The following is a 26091-nucleotide window of genomic DNA, read 5'->3' on the forward strand; positions in this document are numbered from 1 at the left end:
GCGGGGGTGCCCGGTCTGAACCCCAAATGTGCTGTCCATTTTTGGTATTCTCCCGAGGCTCTAGGCTCTCCGCTCACCCGTCATGGCCGGGCCTGTCCCGGCCATCCCGATCCCATGAAGCGCCGCGCCTCGAACCGCCGGGACAGAGCCGGTGATGACATAGGGGTTCCCCTATGCGGCCAGTTCCGCGATCACCGCATTGAGCACCGGGAAGCCCTTCGGGGTCACGGCGAGGCGTGCCCCGTCATGGCGGACGAGCCCCTCCTCTTCGAGGATCCGCAGGCGCCTCGGGTTGATCGTCCTGCCCGTGAAGGCCTCGAAGCGGCGCGGGTCGACGCCTTCCTTGAGTCGCAACCCCATGAGCAGGAACTCGTCGCCCTCGGCCTCGGAGGTCAACACCTCCTCGTCGACGACGCCGTGGCCCTCGCGCTCCACCAGCTCCAGCCACGTCTCGGGATGCTTCTCGGTCGCGGTGGCGAGCCGCGCGTTGCCGGTCACGAGACGCCCATGGGCGCCCGGGCCGATGCCCGCATATTCGCCGTAGCGCCAGTAGAGCAGGTTATGGCGCGATTCCGCCCCGGGCCTGGCATGATTCGAGATCTCGTAGGCCGGCAGCCCGTGCTTCGCGCAGACCTCCTGCGTGATGTCGTAGAGGGCGCGGCCCGTCTCCTCGTCCGGCACCGTGATCTTGCCCGCATCGTAGAGGCGCTGGAACCAGGTGCCGGGCTCGATGGTGAGCTGGTAGAGCGAGAGATGCTCGACCGCGTGGGCGATCGCCTGCTCGAGTTCCGCCCCCCAGGCCTGCCGAGTCTGGCCCGGACGGGCGTAGATGAGGTCGAAAGAGTAGCGCTCGAAGATGGCGGCGGCGATCTTCACCGCTCCCAGAGCCTCCTCGACGGAATGCATGCGCCCGAGCCGCTTGAGATCGGGATCGTTGAGCGCCTGGACGCCGAGCGAGACCCGGTTGATGCCGGCGGCCCGGTAGCCGCGGAAGCGCTCCGCCTCGACGCTGGTGGGATTGGCCTCGAGCGTCACCTCGGCCCGCGGGTCGATTCCCCAGGCCCCGCCGATGGCGTCGAGGATCGCCCCCACGGTCTCGGGCCGCATGAGCGAGGGCGTTCCGCCGCCGAAGAAGATGCTCGTGACCGTGCGCCCCGGGATGCGCGAAGCCGTATGGGCGATCTCGCTCCGGAAGGCCGCCAGGAACCGCTCCTGATCCACCGGCTGGTGGCGGACATGGCTGTTGAAGTCGCAATAGGGGCACTTGGAGGCGCAGAAGGGCCAATGGACATAGATGCCAAAGCCCACATCGCGCGTCGGATGATCGATCATGGGCCGTATATGGCAGGTCGAAGCCCGAACGTCACGGGTGGCGTTGTCGCGCGACAGCGTCGGGTGTGCGGTGAGGGCGCGATGCGAATCGGGGTCGCGGGACATTACCCTGTCATGGCCGGCCGTGTGCCGGCCATAGGGATCGGACGAACGTCGCGACTCAAGCCGTCGGGATCGCCGGCAAGGCCGGTGACGGCGTGCGAGGGACGAGGCTGAAGCGCCAGCTCGGTCCGTCGGTGAACAGACGCGGTCTCCGGCCATGAAACTTTTCTGAACCCGATCACTCACACGGTTGTTCACTCCCAGATCGCCTTCCGTTCTGGTCTCCGCCGGCGCGGAGCCCTAAGATCGGGCGGCAGAGAGTTAGGAACCCAGCATGCGGCATTGGCGCGGCCCGTTCGACCGGCAGGGCTATCACCACGGCAACCTCAAGGAGGCGCTGATCGAGGCGGCGCAGCGCTTCATTGCCGAGCGGGGAATCGGCGGATTCACCCTGGCGGACGCCGCCAAGCTGGTCGGGGTCACGCCGGCGGCGCTCTATCGCCATTTCCGCGGCCGGGACGCGCTCGTGGCCGAGGTCGCCTTCCGCGGCTACGACGAGCTGGCGAAGCGGCTCGGCCGGGCCCTGCAGAGCGAGGGCACGGCGCTGGAGCGCTTCACCCGCATGGGCGAGGCCTATCTGGCCTTCGCCGAGCAGGAGCCGGGCTTCTACACCGCCATGTTCTCCGCCAAGCCGGCCGAGAGCGACGCGTCCTGCGGGCCGTTCTGGGCCAAGAGCATCCAGAGCGGGGGCAAGCCGGTGGGCAACGCCTTCGATTTCCTGGTCCAGGCTCTGTCCCAGACCTTCCCGGAGGGCTTCCAGAGCGTCGATGTCCGGTTCATCGCCATCGAGGTCTGGGCCCTGTCCCACGGCATCGCGACCCTCGACGCCGCGGGCCAGCTGCCGAAGGGCCCCGGCCTGCCGGACAAGTACGAGCTTTTGCGGGCCGGCGTGCTCGCGCTCGTCCATGGGGCCATGAAGGGCCGGTCCGACGCTTCCGCGAAATAATCGGAACACACTCCCTTGAAAGCGCTAAAATCCATCCGCATGTTAATGTTGTTAGCATTAACATAGGGACCTCCAATGTCTGACTCTGCCTCCGCCGCCTGGAACGCGGGCCCACATGCGGGCCCCTGGAACAACGGCGCTCACCGCCGCTGCGGGCGCAAGCCCGGACGCGGTCTGGAAATCGTCGGCATCATTCTGGGCTTCATCTTCGTCTGGCCGCTCGCGCTGGCCTATCTGGTGTGGAAAATGTGTGGATATCCGAAATACGACGAGGCGCGAGCCTTCTTCCGCGACACCTTCGGCCGGGCCAAGGATGATTTCTTCGCCTCGCGCGGACCGGCCGGCTTCGGCGGCTTCGCCAGCACGGGCAATGCGGCCTTCGACGAGTATCGCCGCAGCGAGCTCGAGCGCCTCGAGCAGGAGCGCCGCAAGCTCGACGAGGAGGCCCGCGAGTTCAGGAACTTCGTCGAGGAGCTGAAGCGGGCCAAGGACCGCGAGGAGTTCGACGCCTATATGGCCAGGCGCCGGGGCAACGGCACCACGAACGTCTAAATCGACGATCCAAGTCGGTGGAGCGCCCTTCGGGGCGCTCCTTCTTTATGGTCACCTATTTGCGTCATGGCCGGGCTTGTCACGGCCATCTCGACGGGAAGAAGGCTGCGCTTCAAGAGATCGGGATCACCGGCACGGAGTCGGTGAGGACGTCGACGGCATCACACCCGGTGCAGGCAGCCGGCCGCGAGCTTCACGAAGGCGCGGGCCCGGTGGGACAGGCCCTCCGGCTCCGGCTTCGACCAGTCGATGCCGTGCTTCTCCTCCGAGGAGATCTCCCCGAACGTCTCGGTGAACCCGTCCGGCTGGAACATGGGATCGTAGCCGAAGCCCTTGTCGCCCCGCGGCGGCCAGACGACCTGGCCGAAGACCCGCCCCTCGAACAGCTCCTCGTGCCCGTCGGGCCAGGCAATGACGAGGGCGGAGACGAAATGAGCCTTCCGGTCCGTCGCCTCGCGCTTCAGCAGCTCGCGCTCCACCCGCTCCATGGCGGCGTTGAAATCCCGCTTCGGCCCGGCCCAGTCGGCCGTGAACAGGCCCGGCGCGCCGTCGAGCGCATGGACGCACAGGCCCGAATCGTCGGAGAGCGCCGGCAGGCCCGTGGCGATCGCCGCCGCATGGGCCTTGATGGCGGCGTTCTCGGCGAACATGTGGCCGGTCTCGTCGGGGACCGGCAGTCCGAGCTCGCCGGCCGACACGGCCTCGACGCCGAAGGGAGCGAGCAGCTCCCGCATCTCGCTGAGCTTGCCCGCGTTGTGGGTCGCGATGACGACCTTGCCGGTCAGGGACCGATGGATGTTCATGCCACCGCCTTCTTCTGCAGGTCGACCAGCTGCGCCACGCCGGCCTTGGCGAGCCGCAGGAGCCCCAGGAACTCCTCCTCGGAGAACGGCTTGCCCTCGGCCGTGCCCTGAACCTCGACAATGCCGCCCGAGCCCGTGATCACGAAATTGGCGTCCGTCTCGGCGGCCGAGTCCTCCGCATAGTCGAGATCGAGCACCGGCTGGCCCTGATAGATCCCGCAGGAGATGGCAGCGACCGGCTCCCGCAGGGGGTTGATCGAGATGATCGAGCGGTTCTGCATCCAGGTGAAGCATTCGTGCAGGGCCACCCAGGCGCCCGTGATCGAGGCGGTGCGGGTGCCGCCATCGGCCTGGATCACGTCGCAATCGACCACGATCTGCTTCTCGCCGATGGCCGGCAGGTTGACGACGGCCCGGAGCGAGCGGCCGATCAGGCGCTGGATCTCCTGGGTGCGCCCGGACGGCTTGCCGGAATTGACCTCGCGGCGGGTGCGCTCGTGCGTGGCGCGGGGCAGCATGGAATATTCCGCCGTCACCCAGCCCCGGCCGGTGCCGCGCAGCCACGGCGGCCCCTTTTCCTCGAGAGAGGCCGTGCAGATCACCTTGGTGTTGCCGAAGGAGACCAGGCAGGAGCCTTCCGCATAGCGCGCCACACCCCGCTCCAGGGTGACGGGACGCAGTTCGTCGGGGGCGCGTTTGGACGGACGCATGGCGGGTTTCTCCTGAAAGCTCGTGCGATTCCCCGCCTGTTTGGAGCCGCAGGACGGTTTAGGCAAGCGCAAGGGTTGCTTAAAGGGCGTCGGATCCGCACATAATACTGACTTGCAGGGTGGAACTGTGAGAGCGTAGAACCCTTCGGATGCATCCTACCGGTCCCTTTTCCCATCTGCCGGAAACCCGCGCCATCGCGGAGCTGAACGACCGTTCCCGCGAAATCTTCCGGCAGATCGTCGAGAGCTACCTCGTCACCGGCGAGCCGGTGGGCTCGCGCCATCTCTCGCGCATTCTGCCGATGACGCTCTCCCCCGCATCGATCCGCAACGTGATGGCGGACCTCGAGGCGGCCGGCCTGATCTTCGCGCCCCACACGAGCGCCGGACGGCTGCCGACCGAGACAGGCCTGCGTTTCTTCGTCGACGCCATGATGGAGATCGGCGACGTCACCTCCGAGGAGCGCTCGAGCATCGAGGCGCAGATGCGGGCGGCTGCTTCCGGCCATACCCTGGAAACGGCCCTGGCCGAGGCCTCCACGCTCCTGTCTGGCGTCTCGCGCGGCGCCGGCGTCGTGGTGACGTCCAAGTCCAATGCACGCCTCAAGCACATCGAATTCGTGCGTCTCGACCCGAGCCGGGCCCTGGTGGTCCTCGTCTCCGAGGACGGCTCGGTGGAAAACCGCCTCCTCGACCTGCCGGCGGGCCTGCCGGCGGGCGCCCTGGTCGAGGCCGGGAACTTTCTCAATGCCCGCATCCAGGGCAAGACCCTCGGCGACGTGAAGCGCGAGATCCAGACCCGCCGCGAGGAGATGGAGCGCGAGCTCGATGCGCTGACCGCCAGGCTCGTGGAGGCGGGGCTCGCCACCACGGCCGGGCCGGCGGATTCCCGCCAGCTCATCGTGCGCGGCCAGGCCAACCTCCTCGACGACCTGAAGGCCGCCGAGGATCTGGAGCGCATCCGCCTGCTCTTCTCGGACCTGGAGACCCAGACCGACGTGATCGACCTCCTGAGCCGGGCCGAAGGCGGCGAAGGGGTGCGCATCTTCATCGGCTCGGAGAACAAGCTGTTTTCGCTCTCCGGCTCGTCGATGATCGCCGCTCCCTTCCGGGACGGCAGCCAGAAGATCGTCGGAGTTCTGGGCGTCATCGGCCCGACCCGGCTCAACTACGCCCGCATTGTCCCGATGGTCGATTACACCGCCAAGGTGATCACCCGCATCCTGGAGCGTGGCCGGTAAAGCGCGACCGCCGCTCCGCCCTCATGCTCGGTCCGCCACGTTGCCAGGGAACCATCCCCGTCTGACGCGTTAACCCTCCTGTCCGCACATGCGGCCAATGTTCCTACCAATGGAGGAGGTTTCCTTGAAGACAGCAGCGATCATCGCCGGCGTCGGCCTCATGATGCTCGGCACCGTAGCCCAGGCCCAGACCAGCGGCACCCCCGGTTCGCCCTTCCCGAACGCCGCCCCGCACGAAGTCCAGATGATCAACGGCGTGCCCTGCCGGACCATTCTCGACCGCGAGAGCAACACGCGCGTCCCGGTCCAGTGCGCCAGCCAGGCCGGCATGATCGGCATGGACCCGACGACCACCGGCAGCGTTCTCGTCGCCCCGAGGGCCGCCGGGGCTCCGGTCTCCGGCACGCCGGCCTCCGCCTTCCCGACGGCCGCCCCCCACGAGATCCGGGTCATCAACGGTGTGCCTTGCCGCACCGTCCTGGTCCAGGGCACCGACCAGCGCGTTCCCGTCGAGTGCGCCCGGTAAGCGTCCCATGCGTCGACAGGCGCGGACGGCCTGTTCCGCGCCTGCCCCCGTTCCTCGCTGAGTGCGAGGCCCGCTCCGACCGGGACACGATGGCGGGAATGCTCCCCGCCGGTCGGCCGATCAGACCGAAACCATCCCATTCAAGCCTCCTGCCAGGCCCGTAGAGCCTCGTCCGGGCGGCCCGATCCGGGAGCCCCGGGCCGGAGACACGCCCGTTTTGCCGCGCCCGAGGGCCGACCATGGGACGGTCCTCTGCCGGCACGCGACACCAGCCTCCCTTGGCTTTGGGGGGCCACCCTGCTATTGCGGCCTGAACCTTCCTATATCAGCAGAATTATGACCGCTCGCACCTTCGACAACATCCGCAACTTCTCCATCGTGGCCCATATCGACCACGGCAAGTCGACGCTCGCCGACCGCCTGATCCAGACCACGGGGGCGCTCTCCGCCCGTGAGATGACGGAGCAGGTGCTCGACAACATGGACATCGAGCGTGAGCGCGGCATCACGATCAAGGCCCAGACCGTGCGCCTCGACTACAAGGCGCAGGACGGCAAGACCTACATCCTGAACCTCATGGACACCCCCGGGCATGTGGACTTCGCCTACGAGGTCTCGCGTTCGCTCGCCGCCTGCGAGGGCTCCCTGCTGGTGGTCGACGCCTCGCAGGGCGTAGAGGCCCAGACGCTCGCCAACGTCTACCAGGCCATCGACGCCAACCACGAGATCGTGCCGGTCCTCAACAAGATCGACCTGCCCGCCGCCGATCCCGACCGGATCAAGGAGCAGATCGAGGAGGTGATCGGCATCGACGCCTCGGACGCGGTGCCGATCTCGGCCAAGACCGGCCTCAACATCGAGGGCGTCCTGGAGGCCATCGTCCAGAAGCTGCCGCCCCCGAAGGGCGACCCGGATGCGCCGCTCAAGGCCCTCCTGGTCGATTCCTGGTACGACGCCTATCTCGGCGTGGTGGTGCTGGTGCGCATTGTCGACGGCACGATGAAGAAGGGCCAGACCATCAAGATGATGGGCACCGGCGCCGCCTATTCCCTCGACCGCGTCGGCGTATTCTCGCCGAAGATGACCGAACTGGCCCAGCTCGGCCCCGGCGAGGTCGGCTTCTTCACCGCCTCCATCAAGGAAGTGGCCGACACCCGCGTCGGCGACACCATCACGGACGACCGCAAGCCCACCGCCGAGGCGCTGCCCGGCTTCAAGCCCGTGCAGCCGGTGGTGTTCTGCGGCCTCTTCCCGGTCGACGCCGCCGAGTTCGAGAACCTGCGCGCCGCCATGGGCAAGCTGCGCCTCAACGACGCCAGCTTCTCCTACGAGATGGAAACCTCCGCGGCCCTTGGCTTCGGATTCCGCTGCGGCTTCCTCGGCCTGCTGCATCTCGAGATCATCCAGGAGCGCCTGGAGCGCGAGTTCAACCTCGACCTCATCTCGACGGCTCCGTCCGTGGTCTATCATCTCAAGCTGCGCGACGGTTCGACCATCGAGCTGCACAACCCGGCCGACATGCCGGACGTGATGAAGATCGAGAGCATCGAGGAGCCGTGGATCCGCGCCACCATCCTCACGCCGGACGATTATCTCGGGTCCGTCCTCAAGCTCTGCCAGGAGCGGCGCGGCATCCAGATCGACCTCAACTATGTCGGCAAGCGCGCCATGGTGGTCTACGACCTGCCGCTCAACGAGGTCGTGTTCGATTTCTACGACCGCCTGAAGTCGATTTCGAAGGGCTACGCCTCCTTCGACTACCACATCTCCGACTATCGCGAAGGCGACCTGGTGAAGATGTCGGTGCTCGTCAACGGCGAGCCTGTCGATGCCCTCTCCATGCTGGTCCACCGCGACCGGGCCGAGGGTCGCGGCCGCGCCATGTGCGAGAAGCTCAAGGAACTCATCCCGCCGCACATGTTCCAGATCCCCGTGCAGGCCGCGATCGGGGGCAAGATCATCGCCCGCGAGACCATTCGGGCTCTGCGCAAGGACGTGACGGCCAAGTGCTACGGCGGCGACGCAAGCCGCAAACGCAAGCTGCTCGACAAGCAGAAGGAAGGCAAGAAGAGGATGCGCCAGTTCGGCAAGGTCGACATCCCGCAGGAAGCCTTCATCGCTGCCCTGAAGATGGACACCTAGAGCATCGGACGGATCCCAAAAGTGCAAGTCCACTTTTCACGTCCGATGCTTTAGAAGGAACAGCCGTCGAGGCTTCTTCCGCACAATGTTCAGGCCCGGCTTGCAACCAAGCCGGGCCTTTCATTTTGTCGCTGCACTGCAGCAGCAAAGGCTGGAACCTGCCCTCCGCCCCAGAGTTCAACTCAGCGCGGGGCTCTGGTCTCTTTCAATGATCGATGGATGAAGAACGGGGTCTTCCGACGCCGGGCTTCGGCACGTCCATGGGTGCAAGGGGCCGCATCTTTCCGCACGCTGCACATCCGAGCCACAGGATCTCGTTCGAAGGAGAACCCATGACTTCGTCCCTGCGGGCCACGTTGCCGACGCTTTTCGCCCTCCTTCTCGGCTATGCTCTCATGCAGGTCGGCAATACCTTGCAGGGCACCCTGCTCAGCGTGCGCGGGAGCATCGAGCAGTTCACCCCGACGGAGATCGGCGCCGTGGGCTCCGCCTTCTGGGGCGGGATCGTGATCGGCTCGCTTTATGCCGGGCGCGTCATTCAGCAGGTGGGCCATACCCGCACCTTCGCGGCCCTGGCGGCGGTTGCCGCGTCGACCGCGCTGTTCCACCTCCTGGTGATCAGCCCTGCCGTCTGGATCGCCGCACGGGCCCTGACCGGGTTCTGCTTCGCAGGCCTTTTCATCGTGGTCGAAAGCTGGCTCAACGCCTCGGTGACCGCCCAGACCCGCGGACAGGTTCTCTCCGTCTACGGCATGACCGGGCTCATCGCCGGCATCGGCGGACAGATGCTCCTGCCGGCGGGGGATCCCTACGGCTACCGGCTGTTCTGCTTCGTCGCCATCCTCATCTGCCTGGCTCTCGTCCCGACCGCCCTGTCGCGCGCCACCGCACCGGCTCACGCGGTCAGCGACACGAAGATCAACCTGATGCAGCTCTACCGCCAATCGCCCTTCGGCGTGGTGGCGGCCGTTCTCTGCGGCGTCACCACCAGCTCGTTCTTCGCGCTCGGGCCGATCTGGGCGCAGGAGCGCGGACTGGACACCGCCGAGATCGCGATCTTCATGGCCTGCGGCACGCTCGGCGGCTTTGCCACCACCTACCCTCTCGGCTGGCTCTCGGACCGCATGGACCGGCGCCACGTGATCATCGGGGCCTCGGCGATGGCGGCCGCGATCCTGCTCGCGCTCATTCATTTCGTGCCGCTCACCGTGCCGGTCTGGCTGATCTTCCTCTATGTGGCCGTCTTCGGCGGCAGCGTGATTCCCACCTACAGCATCGTCACCGCGCATGTGAACGACATGGTGAAGCCAGGCGAGTTCGTCGCGGCGGCGGGCGGCCTTCTGATCCTGCAGGGTGTGGGCGCCACGGTCGGCCCGATCATCGCCGGCGTGGCCATGACGGAGTTCGGACGGCTGGGGCTTCTCTATGTCGTGATCATCGCTCAGACCCTGATGGCGATCTGGGGCGCCTATCGCAGCCTGCGGCGCGCCGCACCGTCCTCGGAGAAAAAGGAAACCTTCGTTCCCGAACCCTCCATCCCGGTCGGCACGCAGCTGGAGGCGTCCTGAGCGCCTCCGGCTGGCCGGTCTCTACATCAGCAGCGACTGCGCCCCGTCGATCCAGACCGGCGTGCCGGTGATGTGCCGTGCGCGGTCGGAGGCGAGGAACAGCACCAGCTCGGCCACCTCCTCGCTCGTGCCCGGCTCCTGGCCGGTGAGCGGGATGGAGCCGGCCGGATATTCGGCGGGAACCTCCGCCTCTTCCGTGTGCCGCTTCGTGGTGTTGTCGGAAATCTCCGTGTCGATCTTGCCGGGGCAGACCACGTTCACGCGGATCCTGTGCTTGGCGAGTTCGACCGCCAGCATCTGCGCCATCGCCACCTGGGCGGCCTTGGTGGCCGAATAGGCGGTCGCGCCCGCGCTGGTGAAGGTTCGCGAACCGTTGATCGACGCCGTGATGACGATGGCGCCCCCGTCCCTCTTCAGATGCGGCACCGCATGATGGAGCGTCAGGTAGGTGCCGCGCAGGTTGGTGTTGATCGTGCGGTCCCATTCCTCGGGCTGCAGCTCATCGATGGGAGCCCAAACGCCGTTGATGCCCGCATTGGCGAACACGATATCGAGGCGGCCGAAGGCCTCGACCAGATCGGCTACGGCCTTGCGCATCTGACCGTCATCTGCAACGTCGGCGACGAGCGCGACGGCCCTGCCGCCCGCGTGCTCGATCTCCTGGGCGACCTTGCGGATTTCGCCGTCCGTGTGGCTCAAAACGCCCACCATGGCGCCCTCGCGCGCGAAGCGCAGGGCCGCCGCCTTGCCGATGCCCGACCCTGCGCCCGTCACGAGCGCGACCTTGCCTTGAAGTTCCATGGTGCTGCCTTTCCTCCGAACGGACCTGTCCCTGAACCGGAGGAAGCCGCGGCTTGTTCCCTCGGCGCCTCAAGCCAGGCCGACGCGGCGCCCGGAGGCGTCGACCACCGGCTCGCCGTCTTCCTTGACGAATTCGCCCTGTTGCGGTGGCAAGATGTCGAGCACGGTCTCGGACGGGCGGCAGAGCCTGACGCCCATGGGCGTGACGACAATCGGGCGTTCGATCAGGATCGGGTGCGCCATCATGGCGTCGAGCAGATCATCGTCGCTCAAGGACGGATCGGCAAGGCCGAGTTCCTCGTAGGGGGTGCCCTTCCGGCGCATCACGTCGCGGATGCTGACACCCATGCGCTCGACCAGCTGACGAAGGAGCAGACGGGTCGGGGGCGTCTTCACATACTCGATGACGTGCGGCTCGATCCCGGCGTTCCGGATCAGCCCAAGGGTGTTGCGGGAGGTCCCGCATTGGGGATTGTGGTAGATGATCACGTCCATGGCTTGTCCTGACGATCGAGGAAGGACGTCATGCTTGCCACGGTGCATGAGGGATGGCCAGCCGCGGGTGCCGACGCGAAGGGTCAGCCCTGGCAGGCCGCCCTGCTCTGCACCTTCAATCGCGACAGCAGGCGCTGCGAAAGCGCATCGTGGGCCCCGCGCGTCTCGACGCCGGACAGGGACAGTTCGAGCACCCATTCGTCGGAGAGCGGCACGATCAGGGTTTCCACGGTCATGCCGTGAGGGGCCGTCGGCAGATTGGCATCCACCCAGGTGGCGGACCAGCGCGTCGCTCCGGCATCCGACGACAGGGAGACCGACTGCGCCGGGCGTCCGAGAAGCGCCTCGTAATCCTGCTGCAGGGCGGCGGCGTCGCGGCTCGCCAGATCGGGTTGCGGCATGCCGCGCAGGTCTTGAGCCGAGCGGAGCCCTACGGCGAGCTCCTCGTCGGAGGACGCAGCCTCGATCCCGCTGCCGGTTGACCGCCACTCATCCGGGAGGGAGAGCGAGAAGCAGAGTTCCGGAGCGGCCCGGCCCGTCACCCAGGTCTGGCCGGTGGCCGGATCGAAGCGTGTCCGAACGGACCCGTTCACCGGCGCCGTCGCCAGGGGGGCATTGGCGGCCTGCACGGCTGGGGCCACGGCAAGGCCTGCCAGAACGACTGCCCTGCGGGCCCATGCTCCCCAATCGTCGACGCAATGCACCTTGGCCTCCAGCGGTAGCGGATCCTTGTTTATCCATGGCAACGCGTCGAAAGCGCGACGGTTGCGTGTCCAGAGGCATGCCCCCGGGCTCTCATGGGCGGGAGAGAAGGAGCGCGGAACCGGGCAACACGAGAAAGGCGGGCCGGAGCCCGCCCTCCTCGTCCGTGATCAGCCGCGGGCGCGGGCACGGATCATGAAGGTGTCGTAGGCGTATTCCGCCACCTGGAACCAAAGATATTCCTCGCCGCGAAAAGCCTTGTAGCTGTCGTAGATCTTCTTGAAATCGGCGTTCTTGGCCGAGATCTCGTCATAGACCTCGTTGGCCGCCTTGTAGGCCGCGTCCATGATCTCCTGCGAGAACGGGCGCAGCTGCGCGCCGTTGCCGACCAGGCTGCGCAGGGCAGCCGGGTTGCGGGCATCGTACTTGGCCTGCGTGTCGACGTTCACATAGCCTGCGGCGGCCTGGATGGCCGCCTGGTAGGGCTTGGGCAGCTCGTTCCATTTCTGCAGGTTGACATAGAAGTGGATGGCGGGACCGCCCTCCCAGAAGCCCGGATAGTAGTAGAACGGCGCGACCTTGTTGAGGCCGAGCTTCTCGTCGTCGTAGGGCGCCACCCATTCGGCGGCGTCGATGGTGCCGCGCTCCAGCGACGGGTAGAGATCGCCGCCGGCGATCTGCTGCGGCACCACCCCGAGCTTGCCCATGATCTGGCCGGCCAGGCCGGCGATGCGCATCTTGAGGCCCTGCAGATCCTGGACGGTTTTGATCTCCTTGCGGAACCAGCCGCCCATCTGCACGCCGGTATTGCCTCCCGGCAGAGCGTAGACGTTGTGCTTGGCATAGAACTCGTTGAGCAGGGCGTTGCCGTTGCCCTGGTAGAGCCAGGCGTTCATCTGGCGGGAGTTGAGGCCGAAGGGCAGCGTGGTGCCGATGGCGAAGGTCGGATCCTTGCCCACGTAATAGTACGAGCAGGTATGGCCCATCTCGACGGTTCCCCCGCCGATCGCGTCGAGCGCCTGAGGCGCACCGACGATCTCGCCGGGTGCGAAGGTCTGGATCTGGAACTTGCCGTCGGTGGCCTCAGCCACGAGCCTGGCGAAGGTCTCGCCGCCGCCGAACAGGGTGTCGAGGGATTTCGGAAAGGCCGAGGTCAGACGCCAGCGAATCTCGGGGTTCGACTGGGCGATGGCCGGCTTGGCAATGGCTCCGGCGGCGGCGCCGACGGTGGCTGCCTGGAGGAATGCACGACGTTTCATGGGCGTCCCTTTCATTCGTTTCCGATTGAAGGCGCGCCTGAGAAGAAAGTTTCAACGCGACGCACTCAAACGAATAGTTGAGACGCCCCTATAGCGGGCCGGGCGGAAGATGGGAGGGGCTTCGAAGCAGGGACTTCATGCATCCAGCGCATGCGTGAACCGGCCCTGGGGCGAAGCGCGCAGCCGGCCGTTCCGCCCCTCCGGTGTCGGGGAAAAACCCGTCAGAAGATCAGCTCGCCCGCGCCCCAAGCGAGAAGGATCAGGAGGACGAAGGCGAGGAGGAAAAGGCCGAACAGGACCTTGGCGATGGTCTTGGCCCCGGAGGCGACGCCTGTGAATCCCAGGGCGCCCGCCACGAGGGAAATCACCAGAAAGATCAGAGCCCATTTCAGCATGTGCATGTCCTTGTCGCTTATGGCCGAGCTACAGGGATTAAGCGCCCAAGCTTGATCCGGTTCCGGTCATCGGGCTCAGATCACCACGGTGACCTTCTCGGCCGCACGGGTCAGGGCCGTGTAGAGCCAGCGGCTGCGATGCTCGCGGAAGGCGTAGGATTCGTCGAAGAGCACCAGGTCGTCCCATTGCGACCCCTGCGCCTTGTGAACGGTCAGCGCATAGCCGTAGGTGAACTCGTCGGATTCCTTGCGCAGGACGAACGGCACCTCCTCCTCGGTCCCCTCGAAGAAGGCCTTGTGCACGGCGACCTCCACGGAGCGGCGGCGGGCGTCGTCGTCGGGCAGCACGTCCATGCGGATGAAGTCGTTGCGGATGCCGCGCAGGGCCTGGATGGTCCAGGTGCCGCCGTTGAGCAGCCCCTTGGTCTTGTCGTTGCGCAGGCACACGAGCTTCTCGCCCGCCGCCGGCATGGGATCGCGGTAGCCGTTCAATTCGCGCAGGCGCGTGTTGTAGAGGCGCCGGGTCTTGTTGAGGCCGACGAGAACCTGATCGGCCGCCATGACGGCGGCGGCGTCGATCTCGCGGCGGCGGATGATGCGACTTTCGCCGTAGGTCCCGGGCTCCAAGCGTCCGCCTTCCCGGACTGTCATCGACAGGTGAATGATGGGATTGTCCTTGGCCTGCCGGTGCACCTCCGTGAGCATCACGTCGGGCTCTCCGTCCGTGAAGAAGCCCCCACCCTTCACCGGCGGCAACTGCGCCGGGTCGCCCAGCACGAGAACGGGCTGCCCGAAGGACAGGAGATCGCGCCCGAGCTCCTCGTCCACCATGGAACATTCGTCGATGATGATGAGGTCGGCCTTGGAGGCCGGGCTCTGACGGTTGAGGACGAATTGGGGACCGTTCTCGTCCGACTCCCGCGAGCGGTAGATCATCGAATGGATCGTCGAGGCGTCGGCGCAGCCCTTGGTGCGCAGCACCAGAGCCGCTTTGCCCGTATAGGCGCCGAAGGCCACCTCGCCGTCCACGTTCTCGGCGATGTGCTTGGCGAGCGTGGTCTTGCCCGTGCCGGCATAGCCGAAGAGACGGAACACCGGACGGTCGCCGCGGCGCAGCCAGGCGGCGACGGCTTTCAGGGCGGCATCCTGTTGCGGCGACCAGGTCATGCGGATTTCGCCTCGCGATGGAGAGAATAGAGAAGACCGACGATGATGATGCCGCTCCCGAGGAAGACGTACGGATCGAGCGCCTCGCCGTAGAACTGCCAGCCGACGAAGGCGATCAGCGGGATGCGCATGAAATCCAGCGGGACCACCATGGTGGCATCGCCGCGCCGGTAGGCGTTGGTGAGGCAGTAATGCGCCAGGAGACCGCCGACGCAGATGCCCACCAGGGCCAGCGCGTGCGAGGGCTGGACCTGAAGCCAGAAGGCCCGTCTCACGCCCGCGAGGTTCATCGGGAGCTGCAGCAGGTTCATGAAGAACAGGATCGAGAAGGTGCTTTCCGTCATGGTCAGCCGCTTGGTCATGATCGCCACGAGGGCGAAGCAGAACGCCACGCCGAGCATGAGAAAACCGGCCGGCTGCAAGGTTTCCAGCCCGGGGCGGAGGATCACGAGAATGCCGATGAAACCGAGCACGATGGCGACGAGGCGTCCGCCCGTCATCTTCTCCTTGAGCAGCGGGACCGCCAGCAAGGCGACCCAGGCGGGCGTCGTGAACTCGAGGGCGAAGACGGTCGCGAGCGGCAGGAGCGTAAGGCCGAACGCCCATCCGTCGGTGCCGAGGAAATGCAGGACGTTGCGAGCCAGATGCAGGGGAAAACGGCGCGGCTTCAGCCCGGGCCGCAGTTCCGGCCGGACCATCGCGAGCAGGAGCAGGATGAGGACTCCGGCGCCATTGCGCACGGCGAGCATCTCGAAGATCGAGAACGCGGGGGCGAGCGCACGCACCGCAACGGCCGTTGCGGAGAAGGAGAGGAGTGCGCCGCTCATCCAAAGAACGACGGCGAGGATGCTGCGATGGGGCACGGCGGTCCAACCGGTGTGAGGATCCACTCGCTTAGCCTGCCTCCGCGACCGCGTGAAGCCTCCATGGTCATTCGAGCAAGCGACCAACACGCGCATGAGGCGAGGCGAGCTGAAGCAAACCGAGGGCAAACCCTCGCAGCGACGATCCCGCGGAGGATGCCGATGTGTGATTCTCGACGCGGCTGACGACTCTCCGGCCGATTTTCACGCCGCTCGCGCGAAAATTTTTACGTCACGCGCGAGGGGGACTCGAGGCTGCCGAAATGGCTCCTTCGACCCTCTCCAAGTGGATAGGATTCGCGGCGTGTTGTTTAACATCCGTTAAGGCGCCCGAATACTCTGAGACGCGAGACCGTCATCTTTTCTACCCCATTAAGCTATTGATCGCAGAGGCGAATTTTCCTCTCACGACATCGCGCCCCCGACGGCCCAACTGCGTCTGCGCGCCCGAGGAAGCAGCTCTAACTGTCTCATCTTGAACCCGATATTGAGTCTTAGATCTGCAAGTGCAGAGAGCCGCGCCGAGCAAAATATCCACAGAAAAAGTGCACGTTCTACTGTCAACACTTTTCGATAATCGGAACCCGCTTGGTATAACGACGTTGCCTTGCAAGCGTGACGGTTGCACGCGAAGGCCCTTGAAGGAGGCGGCAATGCCGACAGACACTAAGTCAAACCCGCTGACGATGCTGTTCACGGGAGACACCGGTGCGACCAGCACCAAGAAGACCGCGAAGAAGAGCAGCAGCGCACGCCGCAGCTCGACCAGCACCGCCAAGAAGGCTGGAACGAAGAAGACCGCTGCCAAGAAGACGGCCGCGAAGTCGACCTCCCGGTCGGCATCGAAATCGTCGGCCAAGTCCGGCGCGAAGAAGACCACGTCCGGCGCGAAGAAGACCACGGCCAAGAAGAGCGCGGCGAAGTCCTCTGCCACGAAGACTCCGGCCCGTTCGTCGGCCAAGTCGGCAGCGAAGAAGACCACCGCCAAGACCACCGCTAAGACGGCTGCCAAGAAGACCACCGCCAAGAAGACGACCGCGAAGAAGACCTCGGCCAAGTCGGCCGCCAAGAAGTCCGCTTCTCGCTCGTCCTCGGCCCGTTCGGCGACGGCCCGCAAGTCCCCCTCGCGCAGCTCCAGCCGCAGCGCGGTGAAGTCGACTTCGAAGGCCCGCAGCGCGTCCAAGTCGACCCCGAAGCGCGCAGCCGCCGCTTCGAGCCGGACCTCTGCCACGAAGAAGTCCGGCACGGTTGCCAAGCGGTCCTCCGGCTCCCGCTCGTCGAGCGCTCGCAAGAGCCCCTCGAAGTCGCGGAAGCGCTGAGGCCGCCATGCGGCAAGCGCCGGGACGGGCTTATCCCCGTCGCCCGGCGCCTGCGCATAGAAAATCGCCCGGCGAAAGCCGGGCGATTTTGTTTTGGGAGAAGGGCCGGCCGCTTACCGGCCGGTGCTCATCGGATCGCTGGCGCCCCAATAGGGCGTGGCGTTGTAGTAGCGGTGGACGTGCTCTTCCCATTCCCGGTCGTAGGAGGCGTCGTGACCTTCCGCGCTGCGCCGGGGCGCGCCGCGGAGCTGGTCCTCGGAGAGGTTCAGCTCATAGGCATCGAGTTCGGTGTTGTACTTCAGGACGCTCCAGGGGAGCGTGTAATACTCCTCGCCCAACCCCATGAATCCGCCGAAGCTCATTACCGCATAGGCGACCTTGCCGGATCGCTTCTCGATCATCACGCGCTCGATCGTTCCGATCTTCTCGCCGTCCGTGCGGCGCACCGGCGTTCCTTCGACCTTGTCGCTGGCAATCAGGCTGTGGGTTTCGCGAACGTCGCCGCTTTGTGCCGTCGTCTGCATCATTGCGCTCCCTTCATGTGTGAGATCCAAGGCATCGAACCCAAAAGTGGACCCGCTTTTGGGATCCGTCCGATGCTTCATCTTTAAACGGGCGCATCGCTGGGCGCGGAAAGCCGGGGCCACTTTTCCGCACGATGCGCTAGGGCAACGCTCGGGTTGAAATGCAGGTTCCGGTTCGGGCCGGGACCCCAAGGATTTCAAGGCGTTTGAACGATCCTCGCACCAAGCGCTGCCGTAGGAACCCGCTTCCCGACCTCACGTTGACACACGTTTACGAAACTTGAGGATAGGAAGGAGAGTGCCATGGCGGTTCGCCAGAAGCCGGTCGGGGACCAGGTCGTTGTCATCACCGGCGCGTCGAGCGGCATCGGTCTCGCGACGGCCCACCTGTTCGCCGAGCGCGGCGCGAAGGGCCTCGTCCTGGTCGCCCGCAACGAGGACGCGCTGCGCAAGATTGCCGATGAGCTCAGCCATGGGCCGACACGGGCCATTGCCGTGGCGGCGGACGTCAGCAAGCGCGAGGATCTGGACCGGGTGGCGCGCACGGCGACCGAAACCTTCGGCCGGTTCGACACCTGGGTGAACGACGCGGCCGTGGCCCTCTACGGCAACGTCACCGACATCCCCATGGAAGACCAGCGCCAGCTCTTCGACGTGAATTACTGGGGCGTGGTCAACGGCTCGATGATCGCCGCCGACCATCTGCGCCATCAGGGCGGCACCATCATCAACGTGGGCAGCGTCCTGTCCGAGCGGGCCATGATCCTCCAGACCCAGTACTCGGCCTCCAAGCATGCGGTGAAGGCTTTCACGGATGGCCTGAGGATGGAATTGGCGAACCAGGGGGCGCCGGTCGCGGTCACCCTGATCAAGCCCTCCTCGATCGATACGCCCTATGTGGAACATGCGCGCAACTATCTCGACCGGGACAACGCTATCCCGCCGCCGGCCTACGATCCGCATCTCGTCGCCAAGGCGATCGTGTATGCGGCCGAGCACCACCGGCGCGAGATCACCATCGGGTTCGGCGGCTGGATCATCGGCGCCATGGGCAAGGTCGCGCCTCACCTCGTCGACAAGGCGATGGAATGGACGGGCTACGGGTCGCAGACGACCGATCACCCCGAACGGCCGGCCATGCGCGACAATCTCTATCAGGCCCGTGAGGACGGCGACATGTACTCGTCGCTTCCCGGCGAGCCGCGCAAGACGAGCCTGCTCCTGGAAGCGCAGATCCACCCGTTCGTGACGGCAGCCGTGCTGGCCGGGGTCGCGGCCGGCATCGCGGCCCTGTTCCTGCCTTCCCTGGCGGCGAGCCGGCGTCCGAAACGCGCCAAGCCGCCGGCACCACGCTACCAGCCGACCATGCGCCGCACCGGCAACGGTCATGACAAGCACACCTACGGACCAGGGCACATGACCCAGCGCGGTCCCTACGAGGGCCGCCCGCAGCCGCGGCACTGACGATGCGTGCGGGCCGGATCGGGGATCCGGCCCATTCATTCGAGAGCGACAAGATGGCCGCTTTCCGCACATTCCGAACCCGATGGTTGCAGGCTAGCCTTGCCCCATGATTCCGATTCGCTCTCTCGCCATCGCGCTCGCTCTTCTGGTCGGCGGCTCCGCCGCCGCGCAGGACAAGGGCACCCTCGACCCGAAGCCGCTGCCGCCGCTCGCCGATCCCGGCGATCCGAAGCTCGCCGCGAAGGAGCTCTTCGGGCGGCGCGCCACGCCGGCCGATCTTCGCTCGCGATCGATCGGCAGCTATGCGCGAGGCTGCGTGGCCGGTGCGGCGGCGATCCCGGTCGACGGCGACAACTGGCAGGTCATGCGCCTCTCCCGAAACCGCAACTGGGGCCATCCGCAGATGATCGGCTTCCTGCAGCGGTTCGCCGCCCGGCTTCCAAGCGTGAACGGATGGCCGGGCCTTCTCGTCGGCGACATCTCGCAGCCGCGCGGCGGCCCGATGATCACGGGTCATGCCTCACACCAGATCGGCCTCGATGCCGACATCTGGCTCACGCCCATGCCCAACCGCCGCCTCTCGCGGGCGGAGCGGGAGGAGATGTCGGCGACGAACGTGGTGCGCGACGATCTTCTCGACATCGATCCGGCCCGATGGACGCCGCAGCACACGGCCCTCATCCGCGCCGCCGCGCAGGAGAGAAGCGTCGCCCGGGTCTTCGTGAATCCGGCCATCAAGAGGGCGCTCTGCCGGGAGGCGGGGGCGGACCGCGCCTGGCTGAGCAAGGTGCGGCCGATCTGGGGCCACAACTACCATTTCCACATCCGCCTCGCCTGCCCGGCCGGCGAAGCAGGATGCTCCGATCAGGATCCGCCTCCCGGCGGCGACGGCTGCGGGGCGGAGCTGACCGCCTGGTTCACGCCCCAGATGCTGCATCCCAAGCCCGGCAAGCCCCGTCCGCCCCTCACCATGGCGCAGCTGCCGAACGAGTGCCGTGCCGTTCTCGACGCGCCCTGATACGGCCCTGAAGCAGAAAGGCCCGCATCCTTTCGGGATGCGGGCCATTCCAGTCGGTTCTCGAGAAGGGGCAGCCGGGTCTACTCCGCTGCCACGCCGACGCCGATCTGGCAGGACACGCCGGTGCCACCCAGGCCGCAATAGCCGTTCGGGTTCTTGGCCAAGTATTGCTGGTGGTAATCCTCGGCGAAGTAGAACGGCCCTGCATCGACGATCTCGGTCGTGATCGGCCCATAGCCCTTGGCCGCGAGCGCCTGGCCGTAAGCCGCCTTGGACGCCTCTGCGGCCTGCCTCTGGGCCTCGTCGAACACATAGATCCCGGAGCGGTACTGGGTGCCCACGTCGTTGCCCTGGCGCATGCCCTGGGTCGGATCGTGGTTTTCCCAGAAGGTCTTCAGCAGGGTCTCATAGGAGATCACCTTCGGATCGTAGACCACCAGGACGACCTCGTTGTGCCCGGTGAGGCCCGAGCACACTTCCTCATAGGTCGGGTTCGGCGTGGTGCCGGCCGCATAGCCCGCGGCGGTGATCCAGATGCCGTCCCCCAGCTGCCAGAACTTGCGCTCCGCGCCCCAGAAGCAGCCGAGGCCGAACAGGGCCTTCTCCATCCCGGCGGGATAGGGCGGCTGAAGCGGGCGGTCGTTGATGAAGTGCCGCTCAGCCGTCGGAATCGGGCTGGTCCGGCCGGGCAGAGCCTCGGCGGCGTTCGGCAGGTCGAGTCGTTTGCGGAAGCTGAACATGGGAGGTCCTCGCGTGACCTCGCTCATGTAAGCATTGCCGGCCGCCCGCGGGAGGGGTGGTTCCCTCACCTTCCCGTGAAAGGGGACCCCTCTTCCTGCGCCGGGAGGCCGGTTCCTGGGGCAAGGATCACCGGGTTCGATCCCACGGATGGGACCTGCTCCTGGGGCGCGGCGCTCTCAAGCGCCGGACGTGTCATCGAACTCACGCCCGATGCTCTAAGCTTTTGTTTGGGCGCATCTTTTCAGACAAAACCGGTTCCCGCTTTTCACGTCCGATGCTCTAGCGGCCTGCAAGATATCCGATCGGCTCCAGGGGCTTCTGCCCGAGCCACATGAGCAGCGCGCCGACCAGGAAGCCCGTCACAGAGGCCGGCATCTGCAGGACGTAGGTGGCGATCGGATCCCACAGCCAGGGGTAACCGCGCTGGGCGATGCTGCCCTCAAGCGAAGCCATCCCGCTCGGGAAAAGAGTTCCCCCGACCTTTCCGATCGAAGCGAATGATACAGCATTGTTGACGATCGATCGCGTTCCGTCGATCACCAACCCAATAAATCCCGCTGCGATCAGCAGGAGGCCAAGGCTACGCGCTAGGAACTTCAAGGGAAGATACCTCTATGAACAGAGGGGGAATTATCTAGTGCGTTTTGTCGCAATGGCAAAGGCGATTCCGGCTGATTTGTGACAAGTTCGGACTTGCCTTTTGCCATGATTTGGCGATACACGGGCGCTCCGCAGAGAGAAGCGGAGAACCGGCCGGCCCGCATCGCGGATCGCTCGACGGTTCTTGGAGCCGTCCAAGGCTCATGCTGGAGGGGTGGCCGAGTGGTTGAAGGCGCACGCCTGGAAAGTGTGTATACGGGAAACCGTATCGCGGGTTCGAATCCCGCTCCCTCCGCCACTCTCTCCGTATAAGTCGCTGAAGCGACACGGTGAACGCGAAGTCACCGCGAACCTACCCGATCGCAATTCTCACTTCTGCGGCCATCTCGGCGAACGAACCGCTGCGTCGGCTCCCGAGGGCCGTGGGCTCTCGCGCCGTTGACGGGGCCCGCCTTCCGTTCGGCCCCATTGCGCAACGTTTCAGAACTTCAGGCTCTGCGACCGGGAAACGCAACATTGTCATCGCCAGCATGGTGCTGGCCGCGAGGGCACCTCAGCGGGCTATAGGCAAAGCGCGAGACCACGGATATGACAAACATCACCTAACGGAACCCTACCCACCGAATCCGGGTATGCTCTTGTCTTCACACGTTGCCCCGCGCGCTCAATACTATCCTTATATCGACGGCTTGCGGGCGTTGGCCGTGCTGTCGGTGCTCATCTACCACCTCCATGGACCCTGGCTTCCCGGAGGGTTCGTCGGGGTCGATGTGTTCTTCGTCATCTCCGGCTTCGTTGTCAGCGCGTCCATCGCCAGCTTCAAGGGACAGGGGATCTGGCAATTTCTCGCCTTCTTCTATGCCCGGCGCTTGAGACGCATCGCACCTGCGCTCATCGTTTGTCTGCTGGTCACCGCAATTCTGACAGCACTGTTGATCCCATCCTCTTGGCTCAGCGCCGAAAATCAGAAGACAGGCCTGTACGCCTTCTTCGGACTCAGCAACTTCGTTCTCGCCGCGAGCGGCCGCGATTACTTTGCACCGACAACCGACTTCAATCCCTACACCCACACCTGGTCGCTGGCCGTGGAAGAGCAATTCTATCTGCTCTTTCCGCTCCTGTTTCTGGCCTGGACAAGGGGTGGGCGCGGCCGGACTTGGTCCACCGCCCTCGTCGCCGGTGCCTTGATAGCGTCACTCGGCTGGGGCTGGTGGCAGAGCCGGACCAACCCCCTCGAGGCCTATTTCCTCACGCCGAGCCGCTTCTGGGAATTGGCCGCCGGGGTCCTGCTCTACCAAGGCCTGAGCCGGCTTCCGGAGCCGACAGCATGGTCCGGACCTGTTCGCTTCGTGCGAGGTGCAATCGGCGCATCCTCGCTGTTCGCGGTCCTCGCCGCCTTCGCCATGGCGGTTCCCGCTCGCTTCCCCGTTCCTGGCGTATTGCCGGCAGTCATCGGTACCCTTGGTGTCATCTGGAGCCTTCACCATCATCCTGAATTGAAAGGCCTGCACAGGCTGCTCGGCAGCCGCCCCCTGGTTTTCATCGGCAAGATTTCCTACTCGCTGTATCTCTGGCACTGGCCGGTGTTCGTCCTTTTCCGATGGACGTGCGGGCTGGACGATCTGCCGACGCGCGCCGCGGCGGTTGTGCTCGCGTTCGCCCTCGCCCTGGCCTCCTGGCGCTTCGTGGAGAACCCCGTCCGCTATGGAACTCACCTCGCTCGCCTGCCACACCGTGCGGTGATCGCCGGCAGCCTGTTGCTCGTCGCCCTTGCGGGCTGGGGGGCGGACGTCATCGCCGACAATCAGCATCGGCTCTCACTCAGCACCGTCAGCCGGAACCCGGACGTCTGGTACCCGAACGTCGCTCCCGCCGACGCGGAGGATCCCGGCTGCAATGCTGAACCCGAACGCCACACGGTCGCGGGCGGCCGGATGTTCGTTTACAATCCGAAGGGCTGCGTTCGATCGGGACCGGTCAGTCCATCCAGCATCTACGTTATCGGCGACTCCCACGCCATGGCTTATGAAGGGCTGCTGAAACAATACGCCGTTCACAGGGCGACACGGATCTACGCCTACACCAATGGCGGCTGCCCATTCATCAGCCTGCAGCCTTGGCGCGACCTCGACGACGCGCGGTGCCGACACTACACGGACGCGGCGCTCGGCGACCTGCGCGCCCGCCTGAAGCCCGGAGACGTCCTGTTCCTGCCGTCCCTGCGGCTGCCGCGTTTCTCCGACCAGTGGATCTATTTCGGGGAGGAGCAGGCGGAGAGACAAATGTTTGGCTCACGTGCCGACGCAGGACGCCAGCGCAGCGTCGCATTTGCTGTCGCAACTCTGCGAGACATTGCCCAACGCGGTGTTCACATCGTCTTTGAAGGGCCTAAGCCGATATTCAAAGCGCCACCATTCCGCTGCGCTGACTGGTTCAACCGCGGCAATCCGATCTGCGCCCCCGGATTTTCCGTGCCGCGAAGCCTCCTCGACGCTTTCCGCCGACCGGTGCTCCAGTCGCTGACGAGTATTGGCGAGCAGGTTCCCGGTGTCAGCGTCTGGGATCCGTATCCGATACTTTGTCCGGATGACGAGTGCCACGCTTGGCGCGATGGTCGGCCCCTGTTTCTCGACGGCGACCATATCAGCGGCATGGGCAATCAGCTTCTGATTCCGTCATTCACCGAGGTCATGGACACGCGCCTCGGCATGCCCAGGAGAGCCGCGGCACGCTAAAGCATCGGACGTGTCCTCGAACTCACGACCGATGCTTTAGGCTTTTGTTGCGGAGCATGTTTCCCGGTCGGCGCACGTGGCGGCTGGTCTCTCGGACTCGGCCGGCTCGCCGGCTCAGCTTCGATCAGTGACCATTCGCCCGTTCGCACTCGCCGACAGGTGGCGGCGGCCAAGCAGGAGCGCCCCGGGTCACGACCGGAGCGCGATCGCCGTAGGTTGGCGATAGGCCATCATCGCCGGAACGACAGCAATGATCGCCGCGACGGCCAGAAGGCCAAGGGCGAGCCTGCCGTCCTCCCAGGTCAGCACCACGGGGCTGACGATCCCGCTGGCGTCGGACACCCATGAAGCGAAGATTTTCGCCCCACCCCACCCCAGGACGACGCCGATCGCGACACCGCTCACCACCAGCGCCAGGATCTCGAACCATACCAGCCCGAAGAGGGCTGCCCGGGGGGCTCCCAGAGCCCGGAGTACGGCGAGTTGGCGGCGCCGCTGCGCCAGATGAACCACGGAGACCAGGATCACGGCGGCAGCCACGAGGCCCTGAGTCGCAAAGGCGATTGCCGCGAGGACCGTCCGGACGTCCCCGAGCGTCGAGAACAATCGGGTCAGAACCTCCGCGGGGAAGACGCCGAGGGTCTGGTCCCTTCGGTACTCGTTCCGAAGGCGATAGGCATCAGCGATGGTCCTCGCCTTCACGATGATGGCGGGCACGCCCTGCGGATTGGTCCAAGGCGGCCCGATCCTCTCCATCATCTCGGCAGGCCCGCGCTCTGCCTCAGAGGCCTCCCCGGTGCGGTCGTGAGCCGCATGGCCGTGCTCGTCGGCGTCGTGCCCGTCGCCCATGTGGTGGATGCGCCAGACACCCTCGATCGGTACCAGGATGGCGCGATCCCAGGGCGTCCCCGTCTCGCCCATCCGTCCGACGACCTGATATTTCAGTTCGGTATGCGTATGCCCGCCCTCCCCGGCCGTTCCGTGCAGCGGCTTCACCTCGTCGCCGAGAGCCAGATCCACCTTCGCGCCGATGACCGCCTCGGCGACGGTTTCGAAGACGCGTCCCTCCGACAATCCCACCCGGCCATCATCCGTGACGAACGCCGCGATGGTGCCGACCACGGGCAGGCCGTTGAACGAATCCCCGAAGCCGACGGGAGCAGCCATTGCCACGCGCGGATCGTCCGCAAGCTTCGCGAGCGCGGATCCGGGCAGCAGCGTCAAGGGTGACGGCTGCAGGAACACGGACGACAGGACAAGCTGCGTCTCGCTGCCGGCCGCCCCGACCACGAGATCGAAGCGTTCCGCCGCCCGCGCGCTGCCGAGCCGCAGGGCGCGCTCCTGGAGGTTGACCGCGACGCCCAGCGCCGTCGCCCCGGCGATCAGCAGGATGATCACCAGGGACCCGACCCAGTGCCGACGCAGGTCCACGAGAACGAATTTCAGCGGGATCATGTCGGCGCCGTCCTGGAACCGACGATCCGTCCGCGCTGGAGGCTCACGACCCGATGCATCGCCCGGGCCAGGGTCTGATCATGGGTCACGACGATCAGCGTCGCGGCGGACGAGGTCGAGAGCCCGATCAGCAAATCCGTAATGCGCTTGGCACTCGTGTCATCGAGGCTCGCCGTGGGCTCGTCAGCGACGATGATGGCGGGCTGCGCCTGCAACGCCCGCGCAACGGCCACGCGCTGCATCTCGCCACGGGACATGGTCTCGACCCTCTGGTCGTGCCGGTTCAAGCCGACCTGCTCGAGCAGGTGACGGGCGCGCTCGCGCGCATCGTTCCCGAGGCGCGGAACCCGCAATTGCCGCGGCAGGAGCACGTTGTCCAGAGCGCTGAGGCCCGGAAACAGATTGAAGTCCTGCATGATGATGCCCACCTGCTTCGCCCGCCACGTGTCGCGCTTGGCCTCGGACAGGCGCGCGATATCGATGCCGTCCCAGAGAACCGCCCCGGAGACGGGCCGCTCAAGTCCGGTCAGGATGTTGAGCAAGGTCGTCTTGCCCGCGCCCGATGGCCCCGTGACGGCCAAGTGCTCGCCGGTCGCGATAGCAAGGTCCGGCACATCGATCACGGGTTCGG

25 protein-coding genes and 1 tRNA gene are annotated in these 26091 nt (G+C 66.0%); 10 read left to right on the forward strand and 16 right to left on the reverse strand.

Annotation, left to right across the window (positions count from 1 at the left end; all coding sequences use genetic code 11):
- Nucleotides 1-171: 171 nt before the first annotated feature.
- Nucleotides 172-1332 carry a radical SAM family heme chaperone HemW gene (gene hemW, locus OCW50_RS09895; protein WP_262297503.1) on the reverse strand — a complete coding sequence of 387 codons (1161 nt, stop codon included), beginning with the start codon at nt 1330-1332 and terminating at the stop codon, nt 172-174.
- A gap of 376 nt (nt 1333-1708) precedes the next feature.
- Here hemW and OCW50_RS09900 point away from each other — a divergent pair, with 376 nt between their 5' ends.
- Both OCW50_RS09900 and OCW50_RS09905 read left to right on the forward strand, forming a co-directional pair.
- The gene (locus OCW50_RS09900) at nt 1709-2380 is read left to right on the forward strand and encodes a TetR/AcrR family transcriptional regulator (protein WP_262269372.1); all 672 of its coding nucleotides are present in this window, start codon (nt 1709-1711) and stop codon (nt 2378-2380) included.
- A 75-nt stretch (nt 2381-2455) separates the two neighbouring features.
- The gene (locus tag OCW50_RS09905; RefSeq protein ID WP_262269371.1) at nt 2456-2932 is read left to right on the forward strand and encodes a DUF2852 domain-containing protein; all 477 of its coding nucleotides are present in this window, start codon (nt 2456-2458) and stop codon (nt 2930-2932) included.
- Nucleotides 2933-3093: 161 nt separating this feature from the next.
- Here OCW50_RS09905 and OCW50_RS09910 read toward each other — a convergent pair whose 3' ends face one another.
- Both OCW50_RS09910 and rph read right to left on the reverse strand, forming a co-directional pair.
- Nucleotides 3094-3735, reverse strand: coding sequence for a non-canonical purine NTP pyrophosphatase (locus OCW50_RS09910; RefSeq protein ID WP_262269370.1), 642 nt, complete (start codon nt 3733-3735; stop codon nt 3094-3096).
- A complete protein-coding gene (rph, locus tag OCW50_RS09915; RefSeq protein ID WP_262269369.1) occupies nt 3732-4445 on the reverse strand; it encodes a ribonuclease PH in 714 nt (237 codons plus the stop codon). Before rph ends, OCW50_RS09910 begins: the two co-directional genes overlap by 4 nt.
- Nucleotides 4446-4594: 149 nt before the next feature.
- Between rph and hrcA the strand changes: the two genes are divergently transcribed.
- The 4 genes from hrcA to OCW50_RS09935 all read left to right on the forward strand — a co-directional run bounded on the left by hrcA (nt 4595) and on the right by OCW50_RS09935 (nt 9922).
- Nucleotides 4595-5686, forward strand: coding sequence for a heat-inducible transcriptional repressor HrcA (gene hrcA / locus OCW50_RS09920; protein WP_262297371.1), 1092 nt, complete (start codon nt 4595-4597; stop codon nt 5684-5686).
- Between the two features lie 124 nt (nt 5687-5810).
- Nucleotides 5811-6212, forward strand: a complete 402-nt coding sequence (locus OCW50_RS09925) for a hypothetical protein (RefSeq protein ID WP_262269367.1) — start codon at nt 5811-5813, stop codon at nt 6210-6212.
- A gap of 336 nt (nt 6213-6548) precedes the next feature.
- Entirely contained in the window at nt 6549-8354 is a 1806-nt protein-coding gene (gene lepA, locus OCW50_RS09930; RefSeq protein ID WP_262269366.1) for a translation elongation factor 4, read from the forward strand.
- 332 nt (nt 8355-8686) lie between these two features.
- Entirely contained in the window at nt 8687-9922 is a 1236-nt protein-coding gene (locus OCW50_RS09935; RefSeq protein WP_262297372.1) for an MFS transporter, read from the forward strand.
- Nucleotides 9923-9943: 21 nt separating this feature from the next.
- Here the strand turns inward: OCW50_RS09935 and OCW50_RS09940 are convergent, their stop codons facing one another.
- The 9 genes from OCW50_RS09940 to OCW50_RS09980 all read right to left on the reverse strand — a co-directional run bounded on the left by OCW50_RS09940 (nt 9944) and on the right by OCW50_RS09980 (nt 17447).
- Complete coding sequence (locus OCW50_RS09940; RefSeq protein WP_262297373.1) at nt 9944-10723, reverse strand: SDR family oxidoreductase; 780 nt, start codon at nt 10721-10723, stop codon at nt 9944-9946.
- Between the two features lie 69 nt (nt 10724-10792).
- A complete protein-coding gene (arsC, locus tag OCW50_RS09945; RefSeq protein ID WP_262269363.1) occupies nt 10793-11218 on the reverse strand; it encodes an arsenate reductase (glutaredoxin) in 426 nt (141 codons plus the stop codon).
- Between the two features lie 83 nt (nt 11219-11301).
- Nucleotides 11302-11922: a hypothetical protein gene (locus tag OCW50_RS09950; protein WP_262297374.1), complete on the reverse strand. Its 621-nt coding sequence runs from the start codon at nt 11920-11922 to the stop codon at nt 11302-11304.
- Nucleotides 11923-12090: 168 nt separating this feature from the next.
- Nucleotides 12091-13179 carry a TRAP transporter substrate-binding protein gene (locus OCW50_RS09955; protein WP_262269361.1) on the reverse strand — a complete coding sequence of 363 codons (1089 nt, stop codon included), beginning with the start codon at nt 13177-13179 and terminating at the stop codon, nt 12091-12093.
- A gap of 221 nt (nt 13180-13400) precedes the next feature.
- On the reverse strand, nt 13401-13580 hold the full coding sequence (locus tag OCW50_RS09960; RefSeq protein ID WP_262269360.1) for a DUF1328 domain-containing protein: 180 nt from the start codon (nt 13578-13580) through the stop codon (nt 13401-13403).
- Nucleotides 13581-13649: 69 nt separating this feature from the next.
- Complete coding sequence (locus tag OCW50_RS09965; RefSeq protein WP_262269359.1) at nt 13650-14741, reverse strand: ATP-dependent DNA helicase; 1092 nt, start codon at nt 14739-14741, stop codon at nt 13650-13652.
- On the reverse strand, nt 14738-15631 hold the full coding sequence (locus OCW50_RS09970; RefSeq protein WP_262297375.1) for a DMT family transporter: 894 nt from the start codon (nt 15629-15631) through the stop codon (nt 14738-14740). The genes OCW50_RS09965 and OCW50_RS09970 overlap by 4 nt, the downstream gene beginning before the upstream one ends.
- A 337-nt stretch (nt 15632-15968) precedes the next feature.
- Nucleotides 15969-16895, reverse strand: coding sequence for a hypothetical protein (locus OCW50_RS09975; protein WP_262297376.1), 927 nt, complete (start codon nt 16893-16895; stop codon nt 15969-15971).
- A gap of 141 nt (nt 16896-17036) precedes the next feature.
- Nucleotides 17037-17447, reverse strand: a complete 411-nt coding sequence (locus OCW50_RS09980) for a PRC-barrel domain-containing protein (protein WP_262269356.1) — start codon at nt 17445-17447, stop codon at nt 17037-17039.
- A gap of 303 nt (nt 17448-17750) precedes the next feature.
- Between OCW50_RS09980 and OCW50_RS09985 the strand changes: the two genes are divergently transcribed.
- Both OCW50_RS09985 and mepA read left to right on the forward strand, forming a co-directional pair.
- The gene (locus tag OCW50_RS09985; protein WP_262297377.1) at nt 17751-18911 is read left to right on the forward strand and encodes an SDR family oxidoreductase; all 1161 of its coding nucleotides are present in this window, start codon (nt 17751-17753) and stop codon (nt 18909-18911) included.
- Nucleotides 18912-19017: 106 nt separating this feature from the next.
- Nucleotides 19018-19929 (forward strand): penicillin-insensitive murein endopeptidase, encoded by a 912-nt coding sequence (mepA, locus tag OCW50_RS09990; RefSeq protein WP_262297378.1) that lies wholly within the window; start codon nt 19018-19020, stop codon nt 19927-19929.
- An 80-nt stretch (nt 19930-20009) separates the two neighbouring features.
- Here the strand turns inward: mepA and msrA are convergent, their stop codons facing one another.
- Nucleotides 20010-20669, reverse strand: a complete 660-nt coding sequence (gene msrA, locus OCW50_RS09995; RefSeq protein WP_262297379.1) for a peptide-methionine (S)-S-oxide reductase MsrA — start codon at nt 20667-20669, stop codon at nt 20010-20012.
- A 280-nt stretch (nt 20670-20949) separates the two neighbouring features.
- Nucleotides 20950-21123 (reverse strand): hypothetical protein, encoded by a 174-nt coding sequence (locus tag OCW50_RS10000; protein ID WP_262297380.1) that lies wholly within the window; start codon nt 21121-21123, stop codon nt 20950-20952.
- Nucleotides 21124-21478: 355 nt separating this feature from the next.
- On the opposite strand from OCW50_RS10000, the gene OCW50_RS10005 reads away from it, so the two are divergent.
- Nucleotides 21479-21568, forward strand: a tRNA-Ser gene (locus OCW50_RS10005).
- A gap of 334 nt (nt 21569-21902) precedes the next feature.
- Complete coding sequence (locus tag OCW50_RS10010; protein ID WP_262297504.1) at nt 21903-24005, forward strand: acyltransferase family protein; 2103 nt, start codon at nt 21903-21905, stop codon at nt 24003-24005.
- 189 nt (nt 24006-24194) lie between these two features.
- Here the strand turns inward: OCW50_RS10010 and OCW50_RS10015 are convergent, their stop codons facing one another.
- Both OCW50_RS10015 and OCW50_RS10020 read right to left on the reverse strand, forming a co-directional pair.
- Complete coding sequence (locus tag OCW50_RS10015) at nt 24195-25460, reverse strand: ABC transporter permease (RefSeq protein ID WP_262297381.1); 1266 nt, start codon at nt 25458-25460, stop codon at nt 24195-24197.
- The gene (locus OCW50_RS10020) at nt 25457-26074 is read right to left on the reverse strand and encodes an ABC transporter ATP-binding protein (RefSeq protein ID WP_315974413.1); all 618 of its coding nucleotides are present in this window, start codon (nt 26072-26074) and stop codon (nt 25457-25459) included. Before OCW50_RS10020 ends, OCW50_RS10015 begins: the two co-directional genes overlap by 4 nt.
- Nucleotides 26075-26091 lie beyond the last annotated feature (17 nt).

Source organism: Microvirga sesbaniae (assembly GCF_025460805.1).
Lineage (GTDB): Bacteria > Pseudomonadota > Alphaproteobacteria > Rhizobiales > Beijerinckiaceae > Microvirga > Microvirga sesbaniae.